We start from the raw sequence: 22504 nt of genomic DNA, 5'->3' as shown, positions 1-22504 counted from the left end.
TTTTGAATAGCCAGCTGGTATGGGTATTAATTTTACTGCTAATAGTCGTCACTCTTTTTATGACTAATAAGATCCGTATGGATGTTGTCGCATTATTAGTCATTGTGGCTTTAGTATTGAGTGGAACTCTGACTCTTAAACAAGCAACAATCGGCTTGAGTGATCCCAATGTGCTGCTAATTGCGGCACTTTTTGTTTTTAGTGAGGGATTAGTCCGTACTGGTATTGCCTATCAAGTTGGCGACTGGTTAGTTGGTGCAGCCGGTAATAATGAAAATAAGATGCTGATTTTTTTGATGATCACAGTCGCAGGTTTAGGCGCTTTTATGAGTTCAACCGGCATTGTTGCCATCTTCATTCCCGTTGTTCTTAATGTTGCTAAACAGATGAAAATCCCACCAGGACGTTTGATGATGCCATTAGGCTTTGCTGGACTTATCAGTGGTATGATGACGTTAGTAGTGACCACACCAAATATGATAGTCAATAGTGAACTGGTTAGAGAAGGTTATGCCGGATTCAAATTTTTTGCCATTACTCCGATTGGAATTGCGGTGCTGTTGCTGGCAATTATTTATATGTGGCTGGTTCGTCGTAGGTTAGGTAACAGCGAAATTGCAGCGGGTTCTGCTCCTCATCGGCGCACATTTCACGACTTTATTCGTGATTATAAGCTAACAGGTCGTGCTCGTTGTTTAGCCATTTGTCCAGGTTCCCCCTTAATAGGTTACTCACTCGATGAGTTACATCTACGCACACGTTATGGTGCGAATATTATTGGTATTGAGCGTTGGCATCGTTTTCGTCGACTTATGCTAAGTGTAACAGCTGCAACAGAGTTACATGAACGTGATGTGTTATTAGTTGATATGTTGGATAGTGAGGTTGATCTCAATGAGTTTTGTCATGAACAAAATTGGCCCCGATGATTTTGAGAGGTGAATATTTCTCCGCACGTGCGCGTGAAGTCGGAATGGCTGAGTTCTCCTTAGCGCCGCAATCTGAGTTATTAGGCAGTACATTGCGAAAAATTAAATTTCGTACGCGGTTATGGCCTTAATGTTGTTGGCATTTACCGTGAAGGAAAAACTATCGATGATAAATTAATTGATCAGCCAATGCGTTTAGGTGATGTTTTACTGATCGTGGGTGACTGGAAATTAATTCGCTGATTGTCAACTGATAGACGTAATTTTATTGTGTCAAATTTGGCCGCTGAGGTAGAGGCAGTTGCTCCTGCTGCATCGCAAGCGCCACATGCAATTTTTTGTTTGATATTAATGGTTACTATGATGGCAATAGATGAAATTCCCAATTTTATTTCTGTACTGATTGCGTGTCTATTAATGGGAAAATTTCGCTGTATTGATATGGAAAGCGCTTATCGTGCAATACACTGGCCGAGTATTATGTTGATTGTTGGCATGATGCCCTTTGCATTGGCATTACAAAAAACTGGTGGTATTGATTTGATTGTTAATTTACTAATAGATATTGCAGGGGGCATGTGACCGAGGATAATGTTGCTTTGCTTATTTATTGTTTGTGCAGTAACTGGATTATTTATTTCTAATACCGCAACAGAAATATTAATGGCACCGGTTGCCATTGCTGTTGCTAATCATATGAGTGTTTCGCCAATACCTTTTGCTATGGTGATAAGTGTTGCAGCTTTCGCGGCTTTTATGACCCCAGTTTCTTCACCGGTTAATACTCTAATTTTGGCGCCTGGTGGCTATAAATTCACTGATTTCGTTAAATTTGGGGTTCCTTTTACTGTTTTAGTTATGGTGATCACTATTGTTATTGTTCCTAAATTGTTTCCATTTTAAAGTTATCGCCTATTTTATGTAACAAAAAGTAAGATAATAATACTATTTCTATGTTATATAACTTACTAGCTACTGATTTCATCTAAAGATAGGCTAAATCCGGGTACAAAAACTTCAATAAAGTATTGCATTTCATCGCTATAACGTTCAGAAAGTGTTTTTTCAAGTCGCATTTTAGCTAGATTAAACTCGGTATTGCCTGCAGATAGCTCTTCTAAGCATTTTAAATAAGCACAAAGTGCATCCGCTTGTTTAACGATAGCGCGTTCTTCCTCAGTATGATATTCATCATCCAAAATCGGCTGAAAATCTTGTTGTAATTCTTCTGGTAGCATAGCGATAAGTTTTTGCTGAGCGTATTTTTCAATTTTTTTGTATTCGTTAGCAATTTGTGGGTTATGATATTTTATTGGTGTTGGCAGATCACCGGTGATCACTTCACTGGCGTCATGATACATAGCGAGCAGAGTAATACGTTCAGGATTGAGTTGGCCATTAAATTTTCGATTTTTAATGCAAGCAAGGGCATGAGCGACAAAGGCAACTTGTAAACTATGCTCTGAAATATTTTCGGTACGTACATTGCGCATTAATGGCCAGCGATTAATTAATTTCATCCGAGAAAGATGGGCAAAAAAATAACTCATAGACTGTCCTCATGGGATTGTTATAGTGATAAGCATTGTGGATTGATTAGATTAACAAGTAAATAAAAAAATAGAACATCCTTAATGTAGATTAAGAATGTTCTATTATTGGACAACTATTGGCGATAGTTTAGCAGGAATTGGCTAAATTTATTAATTTCAGCTTCAAGCTCGCCAACATAAGGTAGCGTAACAATTCTGACATGATCGGGTTCAGGCCAATTAAAAGCTTGTTCCCTGAACCAATAAAACATTTTCCTGTAAGAGTAAATCAAGTACCATTTTTTGGTCGTTTGAGATATTGAACTTTTTAATATTAATTTTGGGAAACATATATAAAGCACCTTGCGGTTTAACACATGATACCCCAGGAATTTCATTAATCAGTTCCCAAGAGCGATTACGTTGTTCATATAATCGCCCACCAGGACAGATAAATTCGTTAATACTCTGATAACCGCCTAATGCGGTTTGGATTGCATGTTGCATAGGAACGTTAGCACAAAGCCGCATGGAGGCTAATATTTCTAAGCCTTCAATATAGCTTTTGGCATTTTCTTTCGGGCCATTAAGCACCATCCAGCCTTGACGAAAATCAGCAACCAGATAAGTTTTTGATAAACCATTAAAAGTAACGGTTAATAGATCCGGTGCTAACGCGGCAATTGAATGATGCTCAGCATCATCGTAAAGAATTTTATCGTAGATCTCATCGGCAAAAATAATCAACTGATGCTGAAGAGCGATTTCGACAATCTCCATTAATAATGCTTTGCTGTAAACAGAACCAGTAGGATTATTGGGATTAATGATGACGATGCCACGTGTGCGAGGGGTAATTTTTTTGCGAATATCATCTAGATCAGGAAACCAATTTTGTTATTCATCACATCTATAGTGTACAGATTTGCCACCGGAAAGAGATACCGCAGCAGTCCATAGCGGATAGTCAGGAGCTGGGACTAACATTTCATCGTTATTATTCAGTAAGGCTTGCATCGATTGCACGATGAGTTCAGAAACACCATTACCAATAAAGATATCCTCGATATTAATGTCAAGCATTCTTCTAGCCTGATAGTGTTGCATGATTGCTTTGCGGGCGGAGTAAATTCCTTTTGAATCACTACAACCTTGTGAGTGAGTAAGATTGCGTAGAACATCAAATAAAATTTAATCCGGCGCTTCAAAACCAAAAGGCGCTGGATTACCAATATGAAGTTTAAGAACTTTATGGCCTTCTTCTTCAAGACGTTTGGCCTCTTTAAGAACAGGCCCTCTTATGTCGTAGCATACGTTATCCAATGTCGTAGCATATGTTATCCAATTTATTGGATTTAGTTATTGTATTCATTTACTCTGTTTGCACCTCAACGTTAATAGAATATGAGGAAATTTTGCTGCATATTTATATTCACACTTTACTCTTAGTTGGAAAAATTTTGAAGATATAGGCTTATATTTGGTAGAAAAGGTTGGTTTAAATAATTAAATTAGGTCAAATAAATTCAAAAATATCGTATAAGTTAGTCTTATATTTTAGGTGTGAGATGATTTTTAGTATACAAAGAATAAATTACTTAGTGAATAGATTTGATAGATTTGGCAGTGCATTTTTTGTTACAAACCATTGGTGGTTTCATGATAGAAATATTGTTTTTATAACATATAATTAAAGGTAATATGTTATTGCCGTATCTGGGCAAATAGAGTTTTGTTGCTGATTATCAATTAATAGTTTTTCCTAGCTGCATTATCTTTGACAGTTATTTTATTGAGAATAACATATTTTTTTGCTGTTTGAAAAATCGTTATTTTGGCATAGGACTGGAATTAAAAATTATTCTAATAAAAACGAGAAGAAGAACATTCTCATTGGCATTTTGTTTATCAATATGTAAAACATGCTTATTATTAAACAATTTAAGTTAATAAAAGTGTATACTCAGTAATAAATACTGCATTAATAGAAATAAATTTTAATATGTAAGGTTTTATCTTTATTTCTTAACTATCAATGATTTTAATATCTATTAAATTCGTAAAAACACCAGGAATGATATAAGAGAATAAAATGATAAATTCAAATCGCCCAATTATGAATCTCGATCTTGATTTACTTAGGACTTTTGTTGCTGTTGCTGATCTTAATACATTTGCGGCAGCTGCTGTAGCTGTTTGTCGTACTCAATCAGCCGTTAGCCAACAAATGCAGCGTTTAGAACAGTTAGTGGGCCGTGAGCTTTTTGAACGCCATGGCCGTAATAAATTATTAACGGATCATGGTTTGCAGTTATTAGGTTATGCGCGGCAAATATTACGGGCTAATGATGATGCTTCAGCTTCGCTAACATATAATGATGCTGAAGGTGAGTTGCGAGTTGGTGTTTCTGATGACACTACCAATACTTTATTACCATTTCTGCTGAATCGTATCGCATCAGTATATCCGCGTATGGCCGTTGATATTTACATAAAGCGCGCCCATCTTATTAAAAAAATGCTGGATAATGGTGAAATTGATTTAGCACTAATACCCACAGAATTGAGTCAATATCCAAGTACGTTGTTACGTTCTGCGCCGATCCTTTGGCATTGTGCACCTGATTTTCAGCATCAATTAAATGAGCCAATCCCTTTGGTTGTCATGGATGAAACCAATCCATTTCGTGAAATAGCGATAAGCACCCTTAATGCTGCTGGTATCAAATGGCGTATTGCGTATGAAGCAGCTTCGTTATCGGCAGTGCTTGCTGCGGTTAATTCTGAAGTCGGTATCACTGCGCGTCCGCTAGAAATGCAAACTGGTGATTTAAGAATACTAAGCGCAAGTGATGGTTTACCCCGTTTACCCGAAATTCGTTATTGGTTATACCGTAATATTAATGAGCAAAACGAGGCTATTTTAACTGTATTTGGTGCAATTAAAAATAAGAAAACACCTTATATAGTACAGCCGATTAGCGAGACAATTAATAAAGAAATATTATAAATCTGACGATTAGTAAATTACGCTTTAGTTAACGTTGTTATTTAAGTTAAATATCGCGTGGGCTGCTATTATTCCTGCACTGTTTCTCTATTTTATATAGTTATAGCAGTGCATTTTTATTTTCCCTATAGAAGCTTATTTTATTTAGCTGACAATAGCTAAAAATGGCTTTGTTGAATAAATTCATCAGGTTGGTGAGCCTGCTCTATCGGACCTGGCCCTAATATTAATGTTGGACATCGCGTTTGCATAAAGGGCGCTTCGGTGCAGTAATTTACGGTTTGAGCTTTTTTATCTAATAAATTTTCAATTATTTTCACCATGTTATGATTTATTGGGCATTCAAAACCGGGAATAGGCGGATGAAGTTTCTCGATAGTTAAGCGATCAGGCCAACGATGTTTAATCGGTTTAAGTGCGGCATGTAACAATTCATCCAAATTTTTTAGTGATAGACCGGGTAGTGGACGAATATCGATATGTAATTCACAACACCTACAAATTCGATTTACGGCATCACCCCCATGAATATGTCCGAAATTCATTGTTGGGTAGGGAATATCAAATGCCTTGTTGTGGTAATCGGTTTTTAGTCTATTTCTAAGCAAAATTAACTGACTAATGGTTTCATGCATTAACTCAATCGCATTGATAACTTGTTCCGGATCACTTGAATGGCCAGATTGACCGGTAATACGAATGGCATTGGCAATATGCCCCTTATGAGCGCGAATCGGTCGCAATGAAGTTGGTTCACCAATAATTGCTAATTCAGGCTGAATTTCTGCAGTTGCAGCAAAATAACGTGCTCAGGCCATGGTGGTTTCTTCATCAGCGGTTGCCAGAATATAGATGGGATGCTGTAACTGATCAATATCGACATTGCGTAAAGTATCAATAAGAACAGCGAAAAAACCTTTCATATCCGCGCTACCTAAACCATATAATTTGTCTTTATATTCCGTTAATTGGAAATGATTTTTTGTCCAGCGCCAGTCATCAAAAGGAACCGTATCAGTATGCCCACAAAGTAGTAATCCAGCCTATCCTTGGCCAAAAGTAGCCAGTAAATTGAATTTATGGCGGCTATCTGGTACAGGTTGAATGGTTATTTTACCACCTAGTGTCGTAAGCCATTCTGCCAGTAGATTAATTAATGTTTCATTACTTAGATCGCGTCTTGCATCGACAGAACTAATTGATGGTATGGCAACTAATTGACGGTATAACTCAATAAATGTGGGCAGTTTGTTTTTCACTGTTGTCAGCCTTAATGACTAAAATTTCAGTACTCATGCATTTCATTGAATAAAAAGACAACAATTAATGTTAGTTCAGTGTACAAGATTTATTAATGAGAGGATTGATGATACAAATTTTTTCTTTTAATTGATAACAACAATATATACAGGATAAAGGAAAATTAATGGCGTATAGGATCGTCGATTAATATATTTCGATATAAAGATTTTATTTAAGAATTAAAAAAATATTTGCTTTAACATAATAATATTATTGATAAAATAATTATTTCAATATATCGATTTAAATTCAGCAATGACCATTAATTTGTTCATAAAAGTTTAGTGAAGTCTTTATTGGTGATGTGTTCAATCGATGCTTAGTGAATCTGAATTTCAATAAATAGGGTGTTGAAGCATTGATTTATGGTCGCAACTTAGTTGTGAAATATTAGCTGCTTAGTAGAATCAGTTATTGGCGCTAAACAACTCACCGCGAAAGCGTTTAATTTATTCGTTTTGTCTATAAATTATGAAGATAAATTTTTTTGCCGAATTTTTTCGTTGATAGGAAAACTGGATCCATTATGATGAATAGATAGGTTGATTCTATCAAATTTGTATTTAGGGAAGGAGTAGGCATGAATATTCGTGATTTGGAGTACCTTGTTGCATTAGCTGAGCATAAACATTTTCGGCGTGCTGCAGATGCCTGCCATGTTAGTCAACCGACCCTCAGCGGTCAAATTCGTAAATTGGAAGACGATTTAGGTGTTATGTTATTAGAGCGGACAAGCCGAAAGGTTCTGTTTACTCAGCAGGGGTTATTATTAGTTGAACAAGCCAGAACAGTATTGCGAGAAGTTAAAATACTGCAGGAAATGGCTTCCTTACAAGGTGAAAGCATGTCAGGCCCGTTACACATCGGATTAATTCCTACTATCGGTCCTTATCTTTTACCTCACATCATTCCAGAATTACACCGTTTATTTCCTAAATTGGAGATGTATTTACATGAATCACAAACACACCATCTGTTAGCGCAATTAAATAATGGCAAACTAGATTGTGCAATATTAGCGCAAGTGAAGGAGACCGAAGCTTTTATTGAAATACCTCTGTATGAGGAACCTATGCGATTAGCTATTTATGAAGGACATCCATGGTTCAATCGTAAGGAAATTGAAATGCGTGAGCTTGTTGGACAGAAATTACTTATGTTGGAAGATGGAGACTGTTTACGTGATCAAGCGATGGGATATTGTTTTCAGGTTGGGGCAAAAGATGATACCCACTTTCGTGCCACCAGTTTAGAGACATTACGTAACATGGTGGCAGCCGGAAGTGGTATAACACTATTGCCAGATTTATCTGTACCGAAAGAGATAAAACGTGATGGTGTTTATTATCTTGATTGTATTAACCCTGTTCCTTCACGTTCGGTTGTTTTAATTTACCGTCCTGGCTCACCGCTTAGAAGTTGTCATGAGCAGTTTGCTGATGCAATTCGTAAACAAATGTATCGATACTATAGTAAAAATTAATTGTTTACTTACTACTAATATTGAGCTTTATTGGGTTAAAACAGACGGTTTAACCCATTCAGTGCGGCAACCCGAAATGCTTCTGCCATAGTTGGATAATTGAAGGTAGTATTAACAAAATATTCAATAGTATTACCTTCACTTTTTTGCTCCATAATTGCCTGGCCAATATGAATAATTTCTGCTGCACGCTCACCGAAGCAGTGAATACCTAGAATTTTTAATGTTTCGCGATGAAATAGGATCTTTACACTGCCTACATTCATCCCTGCAATTTGTGCTCTGGCTAAATGTTTAAATTGAGCACGCCCGACTTCATAAGGAATTTTCATGGCAGTCAATTGTTTTTCTGTTTTACCGACAGAACTGATTTCTGGAATGGTGTAGATCCCGGTAGGAATATCCTCTATTAAATGGGTATCGCTGTGGCCCGTTTTTATCGCGCGGGCAGCGAGATGACCTTGATCATAAGCGGCTGAAGCTAAACTGGGATAGCCAATAACATCGCCGACCGCATAGATATTTTTATTATGAGTACGATAGGTAGCATCAACTTTAATCAAACCTCGATTATCAATAGGAATAGCGATATTTTCTAAATTTAGATTATCGGTATTTCCCGTACGGCCATTAGCATATAATAGACAATCGGCTTTAACCTTTTTACCTGACTTCAGATGAATAATTACGCCATCATTTGTTCCTTCGATTTTTTCATATTCTTCATTATGGCGAATAACAACACCATTATTCCAAAAATGGTATGATAAAGCGTCTGACATCTCTTGGTCTAAAAACGACAGAAGGTGATCACGGGTATTAATAAGATCAACTTTTACCCCTAATCTTCTAAAAATTGAAGCATATTCACAGCCAATTACCCCTGCACCATAAATAATAACATGATGTGGCTCATGATTGAGAGTTAAAATTGAATCGCTATTGTAAATGCGTGAATGCTGAAAATCGACATCGGGTGGACAGTATGGACGAGAACCTGTTGCGATAATGATTTTTTCAGCATATAGAGTATCGTAGGTACCATCATTATAAAGAACTTTTAAACTATGTTGGTCAATGAAAGAGGCTTCACCGGCAAACATTTTGCAACCATTTCGTTCGTAAAATCCTTGCCGCATATGTGTTTGTTGATTAATTACGGTCTCGGCTTGTTTAAGAATGTCGGAGAAAGAAGAGCGTAAAAGCCGGGATGTATCGCTGTATAATGGATTTTGATTACATTCGATAATTCGGCTGACCGCGTGCCGAAGCGCTTTAGAAGGAATTGTTCCCCAGTGGGTACAACCACCACCAATTTTATTATAACGTTCAATGACTGCGAATTTTTTCCCTTGTTTTACCAACCCCATTGCTGCACCTTCTCCTCCGGGGCCGGAACCAATAACGATAGTATCAAATTGAATCTGTGGCATTCGGTATAACCTATTATTATGTAAATACGAATAGACAACTCAGATTAACATTATCTTCTTTAATCAAGCTTAAATATAAGATTCAGGCTTTACATTTTAATAAATAACAGAAATTACTTATATACTAGTTAAACTTAAGAACACTGCAAATCTGTTAAAATTTGGTATAGTAGCCTAGTTACATTATTATTGAAGAGGTATATTAATTACTGTGAGTAATATTACAGGCGTCAGGGCAAAGCAGAAAGAAAAAACGCGTCGTTCTCTGATAGAAGCGGCTTTTAGTCAATTGAGTGCTGAGCGTAGCTTTACTAGTCTCAGCTTACGTGAGGTTGCCCGAGAAGCGGGTATTGCACCGACTTCTTTTTATCGACATTTTCGTGATGTTGATGAATTAGGATTGACCATGGTTGATGAAAGCGGTCTTATGCTCCGTCAATTAATGCGTCAAGCACGACAGCGTATTGCAAAAGGTGGCAGTGTTATTCGAACATCTGTTGCTACTTTTATGGAATTTATTGGTAATAATCCGAATGCCTTTCGATTATTGCTGCGTGAACGTTCAGGTACATCGGCTGAATTTCGTGCGGCAGTTGCCAGAGAAATTCAGCATTTTATTGCTGAATTGGCCGACTACTTGCAACAGGAAAGTAATATGCCTCGGTATTTTACTGAAATTGAAGCCGAAGCCATGGTTACTATAGTATTTAGTGCGGGGGCAGAAGCATTAGATATTGATCAGGAAAAAAGGCAGCTTTTGGAAGAACGATTAGTTTTACAGCTTAGAATGATCGCCAGAGGAGCCTATTATTGGTATCGTCGTGAACAGGAAAAACATAATATTAAATTATAAATAATTTTTTGCAGTAAACCAAAAATTGCAATTATTTATTGGTGTTTTCTATATTAGTTTTTTAAATGACTTTTAATATTATGAATGTTAGAGAAATATTGTCTATATCAATATTATTTAATATATTCTTAGAATAAAAATAATATTAGCTATCATTAGATAGATTTTTTGCTGTTATGACTTATAAAGGCTTTGTTGAATAAATCAGAATTAGCCGACAGGATGGCTCCCTCTGCTACAGCTGTTATCCGATCCTGACGCTGTGTGGCATACCCAACAACGTCATACGGTTCAGCGCTTTGACCATCGCCATTGCTTCACCTACCTGAGCCTCATAGTCACGCAGCCTCAGATGGCCACCCAGCAAAGTTTTTATGCGGAACATCGCTGTTTCTGCCACTGAACGCCGGTGATAACCCACTTTCTTTTTCCACATATCATTACTCCTGCTCAGACGCTGATTCGCCACCGCATGGTTACGTTCATGGTACTTGTCCGGCTAGTATTTCGCTCCGCTTCGCAGCGGGATAAGGGGCCTGATTTTCTTTCTTAGCAACGCATCGTGGCAGTAACAGGCGTCATAAGCACCGTCTGCTGACACTTCCCTGATTTTCCGGTGGGTTTGGTTAATCAGGCCCGGCAGTGCCTGCGCATCTGTCGTTCCGCTGAGCGATAAGTCGGCACAGATAATCTCATGATTCACACTGTCTGCTGCCAGATGAAGCTTGCGCCACACTCTTCGTCTGTCAGCCCCATGCTGCCTGACTTTCCATTCACCTTCGCCAAAGACCTTCAGACCGGTACTGTCGATGACCAGATGCGAGATTTCACCACGCGTTGGCGTTTTTATGCTGATGTTGACGCTCTTTGCTCGTCTGCTGACCAGCGAGTAGTCCGGACAGCACAGCGGCTAAGACATGAGTTTAAAAATCGAATCAACGAAGCCCTGTAATGCCCGGAGCGACAGGTTAAACACACGCTTCATCATCAGGACAGTGGTAACAGCCATATCGCTGTAGTAAAGCGGCCGGCCACGACCTTCAGGCGAAGAACTGTCAGTCCATCCAGCGATGGCCGACTCATCAAGCCAGACCGTCAGGGAACCGCGTTGTCTGAGTGCCTTGTTGTACGCGGGCCAGTTGGTAATTTTAAACTTTTGCTTTGCCATGGGGACCTGATGTTGAAACGAATTTAGCGATCAGCTCCGCCAATCACCTAAAAGTTCGATTTATTCAACAAAGCCACTCACTGGTACAATGTGCGTAATGAGCCGATTGAAAAACCTTTTGTTGAGGATACTGATCCACAAGTTATTTGGGTAGGGTTTGGACGTGTTGGCCAAGTTGTAGGTCGTTTATTAATGGCCAATAAAATTCGTATTACGGTATTAGAGCAAAATGTCAGTGCAATTTATACGATGCGACGCTATGGCTATAAAGTTTATTATGGCGATGCGCAAGATTTGCAATTACTGCGATCGGCCGGAGCGGCGAAAGCCAGCGTGATTGTTATTACCAGCGATAATCCGGAAGAAGTGATGGGGATAGTTCATTTATGTCAGGCTAATTTTCCCAATCTTCATATCATAGCAAGAGCACGAGGACGTTTTGAAGCGCATCAATTACGAGAAAATGGTGTGACCGATTTTTGTCGAGAGACATTTGTCAGTGCGCTTGAGATGGGCGAAAGGACATTGATAAATCTAGGTATACATCCTCATCAGGCTAACCGAGCAAAACAGCATTTTCGTCGACTAGATGTTAAAATATTTAAAGAAAATTCGCCTAAAGCCGGTGAGGGTGAGATTGGCCAAGCGACTCGAATCAAAGAAGCGCGTAGAGAGCTTGAAGAATTGTTTGAAATAGAAATAACGCAAGAGCGTGGACAACCAAAAAGTTGGGATTAACATAAGATTAATTAGCGAGAAAGTGAATGTCTGTAATACGTAAAAGATTCATTGCTGGCGCTGTTTGTCCTAAGTGCCAATCTCAAGATACGCTGATGCTTTGGCAAAAAAATGCATTTGATTACCTTGAATGTAAAAAGTGTCACTATAGGCAATCTCAGACAGTAGATGGATCTGATAGTCATATCAAAGATAAAAATTTGCAAATAGAAATTTTTACTTTGAAATAAAAATAATGTTTTTTATAAGTTTAAATACAGCTGTACTTTTTTTTGTACAATCGGAAAAATTTTTTATCCACGATGTTGTAGGAAATGTAATGAAAAAAGTAGCGAAAGATTTAGTGGTGAGCCTGGCTGATAAAGTGAGAACAGAAGATGATGTATTAGTTGATGAGTCGTTGGACACTGCGCCACTTGATTATTTGCATGTTCGTGGTTCTTTGATTTCAGGTTTAGAAAAGGCACTCGAAGGGCGCAGTGTCGGTGAACATTTCGATATTGAAATCCAAGCTGATGACGCTTATGGTCAATATGATGAGAATTTAGTTCAACGTGTACCAAAAGATGTTTTTGTTGGTGTTGATGAGTTACAAGTTGGTATGCGTTTCTTAGTTGATACCGATATGGGCTCAGTACCGGTATAAATTACCGGTATTGAAGGTGATGAGGTTATCGTTGATGGTAATCACATGTTAGCTGGTCAGAATTTAAAATTTAATGTTAAAATTATCGCGATCCGGGAAGCTACTGAAGAAGAATTAGCGCACGGCCATGTTCATAGTGAGGATGGTCATGAGTGTGGTTGCTGTAATGGTGAGCATCATGGTGATAAAGGGTGTTCTCATGGACATGGTGGTTGTGGTTGTCATTAAGTTGGCATAATAATCACCTAGACTGAAATAAATCAGCGAGAAAATAGGCTCACTGATTTTTTGATTGCTTAATAGTGTGGTGGTGGAGTTTCTTCATTAATTGGCGCTAATGGTGATGATTGTGTGGCTTTTAATCGTTCAGTAACCAGTTGCATATGTTATTTTAATTTAACCATTTCAAGTTGTTGTTCGACAACCACTTGATTAAGCGCTTCAATGGTGATCTCTTGAAAAGATAATTTACTTTCCACATCTTCTAATCTTTCTTCATATTTTTAAAGGCTTTGTTGAATAAATCAGAATTAGCCGCCAGGATGGCTCCCTCTGCTACAGCTGTTATCCGATCCTGACGCTGTGTGGCATACCCAACAACGTCATACGGTTCAGCGCTTTGACCATCGCCATTGCTTCACCTACCTGAGCCTCATAGTCACGCAGCCTCAGATGGCCACCCAGCAAAGTTTTTATGCGGAACATCGCTGTTTCTGCCACTGAACGCCGGTGATAACCCACTTTCTTTTTCCACATATCATTACTCCTGCTCAGACGCTGATTCGCCACCGCATGGTTACGTTCATGGTACTTGTCCGGCCAGTATTTCGCTCCGCTTCGCGGCGGGATAAGGGGCCTGATTTTCTTTCTTAGCAACCCATCGTGGCGGTAACAGGCGTCATAAGCACCGTCTGCTGACACTTCCCTGATTTTCCGGTGGGTTTGGTTAATCAGGCCCGGCAGTGCCTGCGCATCTGTCGTTCCGCTGAGCGATAAGTCGGCACAGATAATCTCATGATTCACACTGTCTGCTGCCAGATGAAGCTTGCGCCACACTCTTCGTCTGTCAGCCCCATGCTGCCTGACTTTCCATTCACCTTCGCCAAAGACCTTCAGACCGGTACTGTCGATGACCAGATGCGAGATTTCACCACGCGTTGGCGTTTTTATGCTGATGTTTACGCTCTTTGCTCGTCTGCTGACCAGCGAGTAGTCCGGACAGCACAGCGGCAAAGACATGAGTTTAAAAATCGAATCAACGAAGCCCTGTAATGCCCGTAGCGACAGGTTAAACACACGCTTCATCATCAGGACAGTGGTAACAGCCATATCGCTGTAGTAAAGCGGCCGGCCACGACCTTCAGGCGAAGAACTGTCAGTCCATCCAGCGATGGCCGACTCATCAAGCCAGACCGTCAGGGAACCGCGTTGTCTGAGTGCCTTGTTGTACGCGGGCCAGTTGGTAATTTTAAACTTTTGCTTTGCCATGGGGACCTGATGTTGAAACGAATTTAGCGATCAGCTCCGCCAATCACCTAAAAGTTCGATTTATTCAACAAAGCCTGATTTATCACCAAAAGAAAACCGCAAGGGGTAACAAAGATGAAATTTGCAAGAATAAAATATCGTGAAGATAACAAAAACCAAGACATTATTATTAGCCTATCTAAACTGAAGTTTGTAAAAAAGTATTATCCTAACAAGCTAAATCCCAATTCCCCCTTTGAAATTCTGTTTGATGGGATTGGTCTAAAACGAGTTCCTTTCGATAATAAAATAGATGCAGATAATTATTTCAATTATGTAATGGAAAAACTTCGCACCGTTGAACTGAAAAACAAGCCCTGGTAATACCATATTCCGTCAGTACCAAATCAAATCTGGCCCACCCTGCTAAAGTCTAGCCAAGCGACTTAAAAATGATGACATCCGATGCCCTCATATCTGGAAAAGAAACATCACTGGCTGTTATCAAAATAATGTCGTTTGGCTATAACAGATCAGTTTTTAATTGGTAGCGACAATATTCATTACTTAAATGTTTCCAACATTTTTAGATTAAGGTGGTGAGATGACGGTATGGAAAAATAAACTCCGACCGGCCTCTTTTCGTGGCATACCGTTTCAGGTAGAAGACGACGAGGGGACGTTCGGACGGCGCGTACAGGTTCACGAATACCCCAATCGGGACAAGCCGTATACGGAAGATTTAGGGCGTGCAACACGGCGTTTTAACATTGGCGCTTATTTGGTCGGTGATGATATTTTCGAGGCCAGAGATCGGCTTATTGCGGCTATCGACACGCCAGGGCCTGGAACGTTGGTGCATCCCTATTACGGTGAAATCGCGGTCTGTATCGATGGTGAAGTTAGAGTGAGCCATAGCGGACGCGAAGGCCGCATGTGCCGCGTCAGTTTTAGCGTGGTCGAAGCCGGTGAATTATCTTTCCGACTGCGGGTATCGCCACCAGTTACACCTTGATGTCTTCCAGTTCCGCGCTTAATGATCGCATTGAGGCGGTTTTTGCTGATTTAGGGTTAAACGGATTGGCAGATTTTAGCCAGAATGGGGCGTTGAATCAGGCTAAATCCATGATCAGCCATGTTACCAACGCTTTTGACACTATCGATAGCGGCATTACCGCCGCATCAAGACTGCTACACGGTGATATTTCGGTACTCTTGAAATCCGGCTCATCCGGTAAAAGTGTTATAGAAGCGATACAGCGGATGTGGCGTTCTGGCAGACGTACTATTCAGGATGCCGCAACACTGGCACAGCAAATTAAGACGCTATCCGGTGTCACGCTGGGGCATGATTTAGCGCCACGCGGCGTCTGGAAAAGCGACAGACCCAGTATTCAGGCTGAACGTATGCGCAGTAATCGTATTGCCGCTTTGTTGCGTACCACGGCCATCCATGAGGCTACGTGGCGATTAACACAACTGCCCCCACCACGTACCCCCACGTTACCGATTAATCAACGTGGAAAACGTCAGATACACGTCAATATTTCCCATCCCGCATTACACGCGGTTTCTCATACGGCAGGCAGCCACACAGAAGGACTCGCGGCGGTCACGTGGGATGCATTGGTCACAGTGCGAGAAACCCTGAATCAGGCTATCGAGCACGAACAGGCATTAACGCTTGATGATGCGCTGTTCCTTGCCTTGCAACAGGTGAAAAACGATGCCAACCGGGATATTGCAACACGACTGGCACAAGTTGAAAAAACGGTTACTCGAACACCCGAAACGGTGCTACCCGCCCTGGTTCTGGCGGCCAACTGGTATGACAATGCGGCACGGGAAACCGATATCACCAGCCGAAATATAGTTAATCATCCTGGCTTTATGCTAGTGAAACCTTTGAGAGTACCTGCAAGATGAGTAATCACGTGATATTGCGCGTCAACGGGCGCGAATGGGGGGGCTGGACGCGGGTACAGATTTCAGCAGGGATAGAACGGCTATCACGCGATTTCAATGTCGAAATCACCCGCCAGTGGCCGGGTGAATCAGGCAGTATGCCGTTACAGCCCCGGATTAAAAAAGGGGAGTTGGTCGAAGTCCTTATCGGTCAAGATAAAGTCCTGACCGGCTGGATTGAAGCGACCCCAATACGCTATGACGCAAAAAGTATTAATGTCGGTATGAGTGGCCGGAGTAAGACGGCGGATTTAATCGATTGTGCTGCCCATACCAAGCTTTTTACGGGCAAAACCTTGCATCAGATAGCCTCAGCACTGGCAAAACCCTTTGGCATTAAGGTGATTAACCAGAAAGCCCCCCAAACGCTGCTACAGGCTTTTCAGGCTGATTATGGAGAAACTGTCCATGAGGCGCTAAACAAGGCGTTAGGAAGTCAACAGGCGCTCGCCTGGGATGATGAAGAAGGCAATCTATTGATTGGCACGGTCGGTAATGATCGTGCAACAACTGCGCTTGTCTGGGGTGAGAATATTCTCACCTGTGATACTGAGCAGAGTATCCGTGAACGTTTTTCGGAATATCAGGTGGCAGGTCAGCGGGCCGGCGATGATGTTGATCACGGTGAAGCCACGCTGACAGCACTACGCGCCAGAGCCAGGGATAGCCAAATCACGCGCTATCGCCCTCAACATATCCAGCAATCCGGCAATGCCACCGGGGCCAGTTGTCGAGCTCGGAGTCAATTTGAAGCGCAGCAACGGGCAGCCAGAACCGATGAAACCATTTATACGGTACAAGGTTGGCGGCAGTCTGTGGAAACCTAACCAGCGAGTTATCGTTTTTGACCCCGTGTTAGGTTTTAACAATCGGGAACTAGTGATTAGCGAGGTCGTTTATACGCAGGACGAAGGCGGAACACTCTGTGAACTCCGTGTTGCACCTGAAGCCGCCTATATTCCGCCGCTTGAAGCGTGTAGCAATGTCATTCTCTGTCTTAACCAGCCTCCTATTTCAGCGTCAGCGTAACCCCGTTGTAATCCGTCATCAAGAAGTACCGCAACTATGGCATGACGTTCATACAGCCGGACTTCACAGCCTAGTGCAGCAAGGACAAAAGCATCTCTGCCAAGACCGGCAGTAGCATCAACAATCGTCGGTAAATAGGATTTTTTGATGCCAACTGTTTTGGCAATAGCTTCATTTCGACCACCACCAAATTTACGTCGGTGTCTCATTGCCCCTGAAACAAAATCAACATAAATGCCACCTAATTTAGGTTCGTCTAATTTTTTTAATTGTAAATACTGGGGTGTGAGCACTAATGCCATTAATGCAGCAGGCGTGTGTTTAAGTTGCCATTTGTCAGCAATCAGCGATAAGGCGCTTTGAGAAGCGCCAGGTTCACAAATTAATTGAATATCAATTGCCATTTATACATTAATACCATAACTTTGTAACATTGCATCCAGCTTAGGTTTTCGTCCGCGGAAACGTTCAAACAGTACCATCGGTTCCTCTGAACCACCACGACTTAAAATATTATCAAGAAATGATAACCCAGTACTGCGATTAAAAATACCTTCCTCGGTAAATCGTGAAAATGCATCGGCAGCTAAAACGTCGGCCCATAAATAACTATAGTAACCTGCACCATAACCACCGGCAAAAATATGGCTAAATGCATGAGGGAAACGGCCCCACTCGGGTGACGGCACTACAGTAACCTGTTGTTTAACCGATCGTAAGGTTGATAAAATTTGGCCGCCTTTTTGCGGAGAATACTCAGTATGTAAGCGAAAATCAAACAAACCGACTTCTAATTGACGAAGAATAAACATTGCGGCCTGATAATTTTTGGCTGCTAACATATTATCTAACATTGATTTTGGTAACGGTTCACCTGTTTCATAATGACCTGAAATGAAGGTAAGTGCTTCAGGTTGCCAACACCAATTTTCCATAAATTGACTGGGTAGTTCGACCGCATCCCACGGCACCCCATTAATACCAGCTACATCCGCTACATCAATTTGGGTTAACATATGGTGTAAACCATGGCCAAACTCATGAAATAAGGTAATAACTTCATCATGGGTAAACAGCGCGGGTTTATCACCAACAGGTTGGTTAAAATTACAGGTTAGGTAAGCCACAGGTTTTTGGTAGCTGCCATTGATATGCTTTAATCTGCCCGCACAATCATTCATCCAGGCACCGCCACGTTTATGTTCTCGTGCATAGAGATCTAAATAGAAGCTGCCGCATAAATCACCACGTTCATTATATAATTCGAAGAAACGTACATCGGGATGCCATATCTCCACATCATGACGCTCTTTTGCTGTCAAACCATAAATTCTGTTAATGACTTCAAACAGACCGTTGATAACACGTTGTTCTGGAAAGTAAGCACGTAGTTGTTCATTATCAATTGAAAATTTATGCTGTTTTTGTTTTTCACTATAGTAACCCAGATCCCAGGGCTCAAGTTTCTCAATTCCGTAGTGATCCTTAGCAAACTGGGTCAATTCCGCAAGCTCTTTTTCACCTTGATGGTAGGCTCGTTGCGCAAGATCAGTAAGAAAATCCAGAACCTGTTTGGGTGATTCGGCCATTTTAGTGGCTAAAGATTTTTCAGCAAAATTATTAAAACCAAGTAATTGTGCTAATTCGTAACGTAAGGCTAAAATTTCATCCATAATGTCACTATTATCCCATTTACCAGCGTTTGGTCCCTGATCAGAAGCACGGGTATTATAGGCGTGATGCATTTCTTGGCGTAGTTGATGATTATCAGCATAAGTCATAATTGGCAGATAGCTTGGCATATCCAACGTGAATAACCAGCCTTCTTCTCCTTTAGATTTAGCTAATGCTTTTGCTGCTAAAAGAGCACTTTCCGGTATGCCAGTTAACTGATCACTATTTTTAATCAGTTTCGTCCAACCCATCGTTGCATCTAACACATTATTGCTAAACTTAGTTTTTAATTCGGCAATTCGAATAGCAATTTCACCATAACGTTTCTTTTTTTCTGCTGGTAAACCAATTCCGGATAATTCAAAATCACGTAACGTATTTTCAATTGATTTACGTTGTGCTTGATTGAGGGTATCAAATTCAGCACTATTTTTTAACGATTTATAAGCTTGGTAAAGACCGGTATGTTGTCCCATCCAGGTACTAAATTCTGATAGCATAGGTAAACAGGTATCATATACTTGTCGTAATTCGGTGCTATTTTTTACTGCATTGAGATGACCTACGGGTGACCAGGCTCGAGAGAGTTTGTTGTTAGCTTCTTCTAATGGTTGACATAAATTGTGCCAGTTAAAGGTGCTATTTTCTTTAACTATGGTCTCAATTGTCTGCCGATAGTTGTCTAATACGGTTTTTATCGCAGGGAGAACCTCTTGCGGTGTAATGGTTGAAAAATGAGGTAACACAGATTTCGTTAGTAAAGGATTTGTCATAATAAAAACATCCTGTGATTGATTATACTACTTGATAGGTACAATTAAATATTCAATAAGAGATGTGATTAAGATATGGCTACAAACGGCTGAGTTCAATATGAAGACAAATATTTTATCTTTTTTTTACCAGATTGTTTAAATAGCTAGGTTTAGAATTTCTGAAAATAAGATTATAATGATTGCCAATTTTTCCATGGAAGATCATCGTCCCCGGTGGGGTGGCTGGACTTCAAATCCAGATGGGGACGCAAGCGGTCCTTGGCAGGTTCGAATCCTGTGGTCTTCCACCATTCTCAAACTATTAGTATCACCAAAAATCCCCAACTTTCTGATAAAGAGAATGCTATTTTTTATCTTGATATCGGTTTTATCCAGATAGCCACTGCTACCATAAATTTTTCGTTTCTTAGTGGGCAATAAATCGAGGTCAATTTGTGCTTAAGTGTAAAACCTGATAATTAATAAATAATCAAGTAGTCAATTTTAATCCCTATTTCCAGCTTCATCTGTTTTAGGTTACCTAACACGGCTTTGTTGAATAAATCAGAATTAGCCGCCAGGATGGCTCCCTCTGCTACAGCTGTTATCCGATCCTGACGCTGTGTGGCATACCCAACAACGTCATACGGTTCAGCGCTTTGACCATCGCCATTGCTTCACCTACCTGAGCCTCATAGTCACGCAGCCTCAGATGGCCACCCAGCAAAGTTTTTATGCGGAACATCGCTGTTTCTGCCACTGAACGCCGGTGATAACCCACTTTCTTTTTCCACATATCATTACTCCTGCTCAGACGCTGATTCGCCACCGCATGGTTACGTTCATGGTACTTGTCCGGCCAGTATTTCGCTCCGCTTCGCGGCGGGATAAGTGGCCTGATTTTCTTTCTTAGCAACGCATCGTGGCAGTAACAGGCGTAATAAGCACCGTCTGCTGACACTTCCCTGATTTTTCGGTGGGTTTGGTTAATCAAGCCCGGCAGTGCCTGCGCATCTGTCGTTCCGCTGAGCGATAAGTCGGCACAGATAATCTCATGAGTCACACTGTCTGCTGCCAGATGAAGCTTGCGCCACACTCTTCGTCTGTCAGCCCCATGCTGCCTGACTTTCCATTCACCTTCGCCAAAGACCTTCAGACCGGTACTGTCGATGACCAGATGCGAGATTTCACCACGCGTTGGCGTTTTTATGCTGATGTTGACGCTCTTTGCTCGTCTGCTGACCAGCGAGTAGTCCGGACAGCACAGCGGCAAAGACATGAGTTTAAAAATCGAATCAACGAAGCCCTGTAATGCCCGGAGCGACAGGTTAAACACACGCTTCATCATCAGGACAGTGGTAACAGCCATATCGCTGTAGTAAAGCGGCCGGCCACGACCTTCAGGCGAAGAACTGTCAGTCCATCCAGCGATGGCCGACTCATCAAGCCAGACCGTCAGGGAACCGCGTTGTCTGAGTGCCTTGTTGTACGCGGGCCAGTTGGTAATTTTAAACTTTTGCTTTGCCATGGGGACCTGATGTTGAAACGAATTTAGCGATCAGCTCCGCCAATCACCTAAAAGTTCGATTTATTCAACAAAGCCACCTAACACTTAAATATTTACTAAACAAACCAACATCTCCCTAATGGAATTTTGATTAAGTTTAACCGCGATTTTATCTATCGGAAAATCAATGAAAATAAGCAAATAACACTTAATTATCTTAATATGACAGAACTATAACGATGTATTAACTCTGAATGGTTCAGGTCAGTTATTTCCGTTAACAATTTAATGTGGTGGTCAGTTTTAGTTGGTCATAAAACACTAAATAAATTGGAAAATGAGAAACCCCGCACGGCAATAAACCAATAAAGAAGATAACGTATTAAAACGATTATTTATGGTAGGTTAATGATATGTATGTATATTTTTAAAAATACTGACGATATCTGCCATTTTGTCCCAGGTTACTGATCGCGTTTGAAATGGGTAATAAAAATGAAAATTCTTAATTCTTAATTCTTAATTCTTAATTCTTAATTCTTAATTCTTAATTCTTAATTCTTAATTCTTAATTCTTAGAGGTTGTAACGCGACAACCGAAAAACTACTAATATCTAACACTTCACTGCGCAAGCAAGGTTTGAAGGAGCTTGATATCGTCGGTTGACTGTGCAAATAAAAAAGAAGCGTTGAAATACCAGATTGTCTCGATTTGCTGACCATTACCGTACTTGTGACGCTATAAGTTCACTTAACTGAGCATATATCTGATTGATAGCAGTTTTTTGCTGCTGAGCAAAAGTAATAACCAGCTGCTGCTTACTATCAATAAAACTCTATTAAGGCAGTGGAATTACCATTTCTCACAACATACAAGGAAAAATATACCATGAAACAATGGGTTGCGACTAAGTAGGAAAATGCATTTTATTTATCCGATAAATCATCTGGTAACGCTGAAATTTCCAATACACTTTTTTCAATAAAATTAACAGGTGAACTTAATCGTGACA

The 22504-nt window shown here is 40.5% G+C and carries 12 protein-coding genes, 1 tRNA gene and 10 pseudogenes; 13 read left to right on the top strand and 10 right to left on the bottom strand.

What is annotated here, in order from left to right:
• The first annotated feature begins 2 nt into the window (after window positions 1-2).
• Window positions 3-1832: pseudogene (locus tag E3U36_RS08160) on the top strand (SLC13 family permease).
• A 65-nt stretch (window positions 1833-1897) separates the two neighbouring features.
• Here the strand turns inward: E3U36_RS08160 and yfbR are convergent.
• Window positions 1898-2479 (bottom strand): 5'-deoxynucleotidase, encoded by a 582-nt coding sequence (gene yfbR, locus E3U36_RS08155; RefSeq protein ID WP_032114680.1) that lies wholly within the window; start codon window positions 2477-2479, stop codon window positions 1898-1900.
• A gap of 116 nt (window positions 2480-2595) precedes the next feature.
• Window positions 2596-3811, bottom strand: a pseudogene (locus tag E3U36_RS08150) (pyridoxal phosphate-dependent aminotransferase).
• Window positions 3812-4553: 742 nt separating this feature from the next.
• Here E3U36_RS08150 and E3U36_RS08145 point away from each other — a divergent pair.
• Window positions 4554-5471 (top strand): LysR family transcriptional regulator, encoded by a 918-nt coding sequence (locus E3U36_RS08145; protein WP_180816197.1) that lies wholly within the window; start codon window positions 4554-4556, stop codon window positions 5469-5471.
• Between the two features lie 158 nt (window positions 5472-5629).
• Here the strand turns inward: E3U36_RS08145 and argE are convergent.
• Window positions 5630-6730: pseudogene (gene argE, locus E3U36_RS08140) on the bottom strand (acetylornithine deacetylase).
• Window positions 6731-7353: 623 nt separating this feature from the next.
• Here argE and oxyR point away from each other — a divergent pair.
• Window positions 7354-8256, top strand: a complete 903-nt coding sequence (gene oxyR / locus E3U36_RS08135) for a DNA-binding transcriptional regulator OxyR (RefSeq protein ID WP_180816196.1) — start codon at window positions 7354-7356, stop codon at window positions 8254-8256.
• 35 nt (window positions 8257-8291) lie between these two features.
• Here oxyR and sthA read toward each other — a convergent pair whose 3' ends face one another.
• The gene (gene sthA, locus E3U36_RS08130; protein WP_180816195.1) at window positions 8292-9689 is read right to left on the bottom strand and encodes a Si-specific NAD(P)(+) transhydrogenase; all 1398 of its coding nucleotides are present in this window, start codon (window positions 9687-9689) and stop codon (window positions 8292-8294) included.
• 211 nt (window positions 9690-9900) lie between these two features.
• Here sthA and fabR point away from each other — a divergent pair, with 211 nt between their 5' ends.
• Entirely contained in the window at window positions 9901-10542 is a 642-nt protein-coding gene (fabR, locus tag E3U36_RS08125; RefSeq protein WP_180816194.1) for an HTH-type transcriptional repressor FabR, read from the top strand.
• A gap of 244 nt (window positions 10543-10786) precedes the next feature.
• Here fabR and E3U36_RS08120 read toward each other — a convergent pair.
• A pseudogene (locus E3U36_RS08120) lies at window positions 10787-11710 on the bottom strand (IS5 family transposase).
• 84 nt (window positions 11711-11794) lie between these two features.
• Here E3U36_RS08120 and E3U36_RS08115 point away from each other — a divergent pair.
• From E3U36_RS08115 to slyD, 3 genes and pseudogenes are all read left to right on the top strand, one after another.
• Window positions 11795-12448, top strand: a pseudogene (locus tag E3U36_RS08115) (NAD-binding protein); the annotation flags it as partial.
• A 26-nt stretch (window positions 12449-12474) separates the two neighbouring features.
• Complete coding sequence (locus E3U36_RS08110; RefSeq protein ID WP_032116374.1) at window positions 12475-12678, top strand: YheV family putative zinc ribbon protein; 204 nt, start codon at window positions 12475-12477, stop codon at window positions 12676-12678.
• Window positions 12679-12767: 89 nt separating this feature from the next.
• Window positions 12768-13322 (top strand): annotated as a pseudogene (slyD, locus tag E3U36_RS08105) (peptidylprolyl isomerase).
• Window positions 13323-13390: 68 nt separating this feature from the next.
• Here slyD and E3U36_RS08100 read toward each other — a convergent pair.
• Window positions 13391-13594 (bottom strand): annotated as a pseudogene (locus E3U36_RS08100) (SlyX family protein); the annotation flags it as partial.
• Between the two features lie 64 nt (window positions 13595-13658).
• Window positions 13659-14582 carry an IS5 family transposase gene (locus tag E3U36_RS08095; protein WP_180816192.1) on the bottom strand — a complete coding sequence of 308 codons (924 nt, stop codon included), beginning with the start codon at window positions 14580-14582 and terminating at the stop codon, window positions 13659-13661.
• Between E3U36_RS08095 and E3U36_RS08090 the strand changes: the two genes are divergently transcribed.
• From E3U36_RS08090 to E3U36_RS08075, 4 genes and pseudogenes are all read left to right on the top strand, one after another.
• Window positions 14576-14725, top strand: a complete 150-nt coding sequence (locus tag E3U36_RS08090) for a hypothetical protein (RefSeq protein ID WP_180816191.1) — start codon at window positions 14576-14578, stop codon at window positions 14723-14725. The two genes, E3U36_RS08095 and E3U36_RS08090, sit on opposite strands and share 7 nt — an antisense overlap.
• Complete coding sequence (locus E3U36_RS08085; protein ID WP_180816189.1) at window positions 14697-14945, top strand: hypothetical protein; 249 nt, start codon at window positions 14697-14699, stop codon at window positions 14943-14945. The genes E3U36_RS08090 and E3U36_RS08085 overlap by 29 nt, the downstream gene beginning before the upstream one ends.
• A 220-nt stretch (window positions 14946-15165) precedes the next feature.
• Window positions 15166-16487: pseudogene (locus E3U36_RS08080) on the top strand (DNA circularization protein).
• A pseudogene (locus tag E3U36_RS08075) lies at window positions 16484-17555 on the top strand (phage baseplate assembly protein). The pseudogenes E3U36_RS08080 and E3U36_RS08075 overlap by 4 nt, the downstream one beginning before the upstream one ends.
• On the opposite strand, the pseudogene E3U36_RS08070 reads toward E3U36_RS08075, so the two are convergent.
• Window positions 17492-17959 (bottom strand): annotated as a pseudogene (locus E3U36_RS08070) (class I SAM-dependent methyltransferase); the annotation flags it as partial. The pseudogenes E3U36_RS08075 and E3U36_RS08070 overlap by 64 nt on opposite strands.
• Complete coding sequence (prlC, locus tag E3U36_RS08065) at window positions 17960-20002, bottom strand: oligopeptidase A (protein WP_180816186.1); 2043 nt, start codon at window positions 20000-20002, stop codon at window positions 17960-17962.
• A 198-nt stretch (window positions 20003-20200) separates the two neighbouring features.
• Between prlC and E3U36_RS08060 the strand changes: the two genes are divergently transcribed.
• A tRNA-Sec gene (locus E3U36_RS08060) sits at window positions 20201-20295 on the top strand.
• A gap of 293 nt (window positions 20296-20588) precedes the next feature.
• Here the strand turns inward: E3U36_RS08060 and E3U36_RS08055 are convergent.
• Complete coding sequence (locus E3U36_RS08055; RefSeq protein ID WP_180816184.1) at window positions 20589-21512, bottom strand: IS5 family transposase; 924 nt, start codon at window positions 21510-21512, stop codon at window positions 20589-20591.
• On the opposite strand from E3U36_RS08055, the gene E3U36_RS13000 reads away from it, so the two are divergent.
• Window positions 21506-21631, top strand: coding sequence for a hypothetical protein (locus tag E3U36_RS13000; RefSeq protein WP_255479073.1), 126 nt, complete (start codon window positions 21506-21508; stop codon window positions 21629-21631). The genes E3U36_RS08055 and E3U36_RS13000 overlap by 7 nt on opposite strands.
• Window positions 21632-22504: the final 873 nt, after the last annotated feature.

The organism is Arsenophonus endosymbiont of Aphis craccivora (assembly GCF_013460135.1).
GTDB lineage: Bacteria > Pseudomonadota > Gammaproteobacteria > Enterobacterales > Enterobacteriaceae > Arsenophonus > Arsenophonus nilaparvatae.
This window is presented reverse-complemented; position numbering and strand designations above follow the sequence as displayed.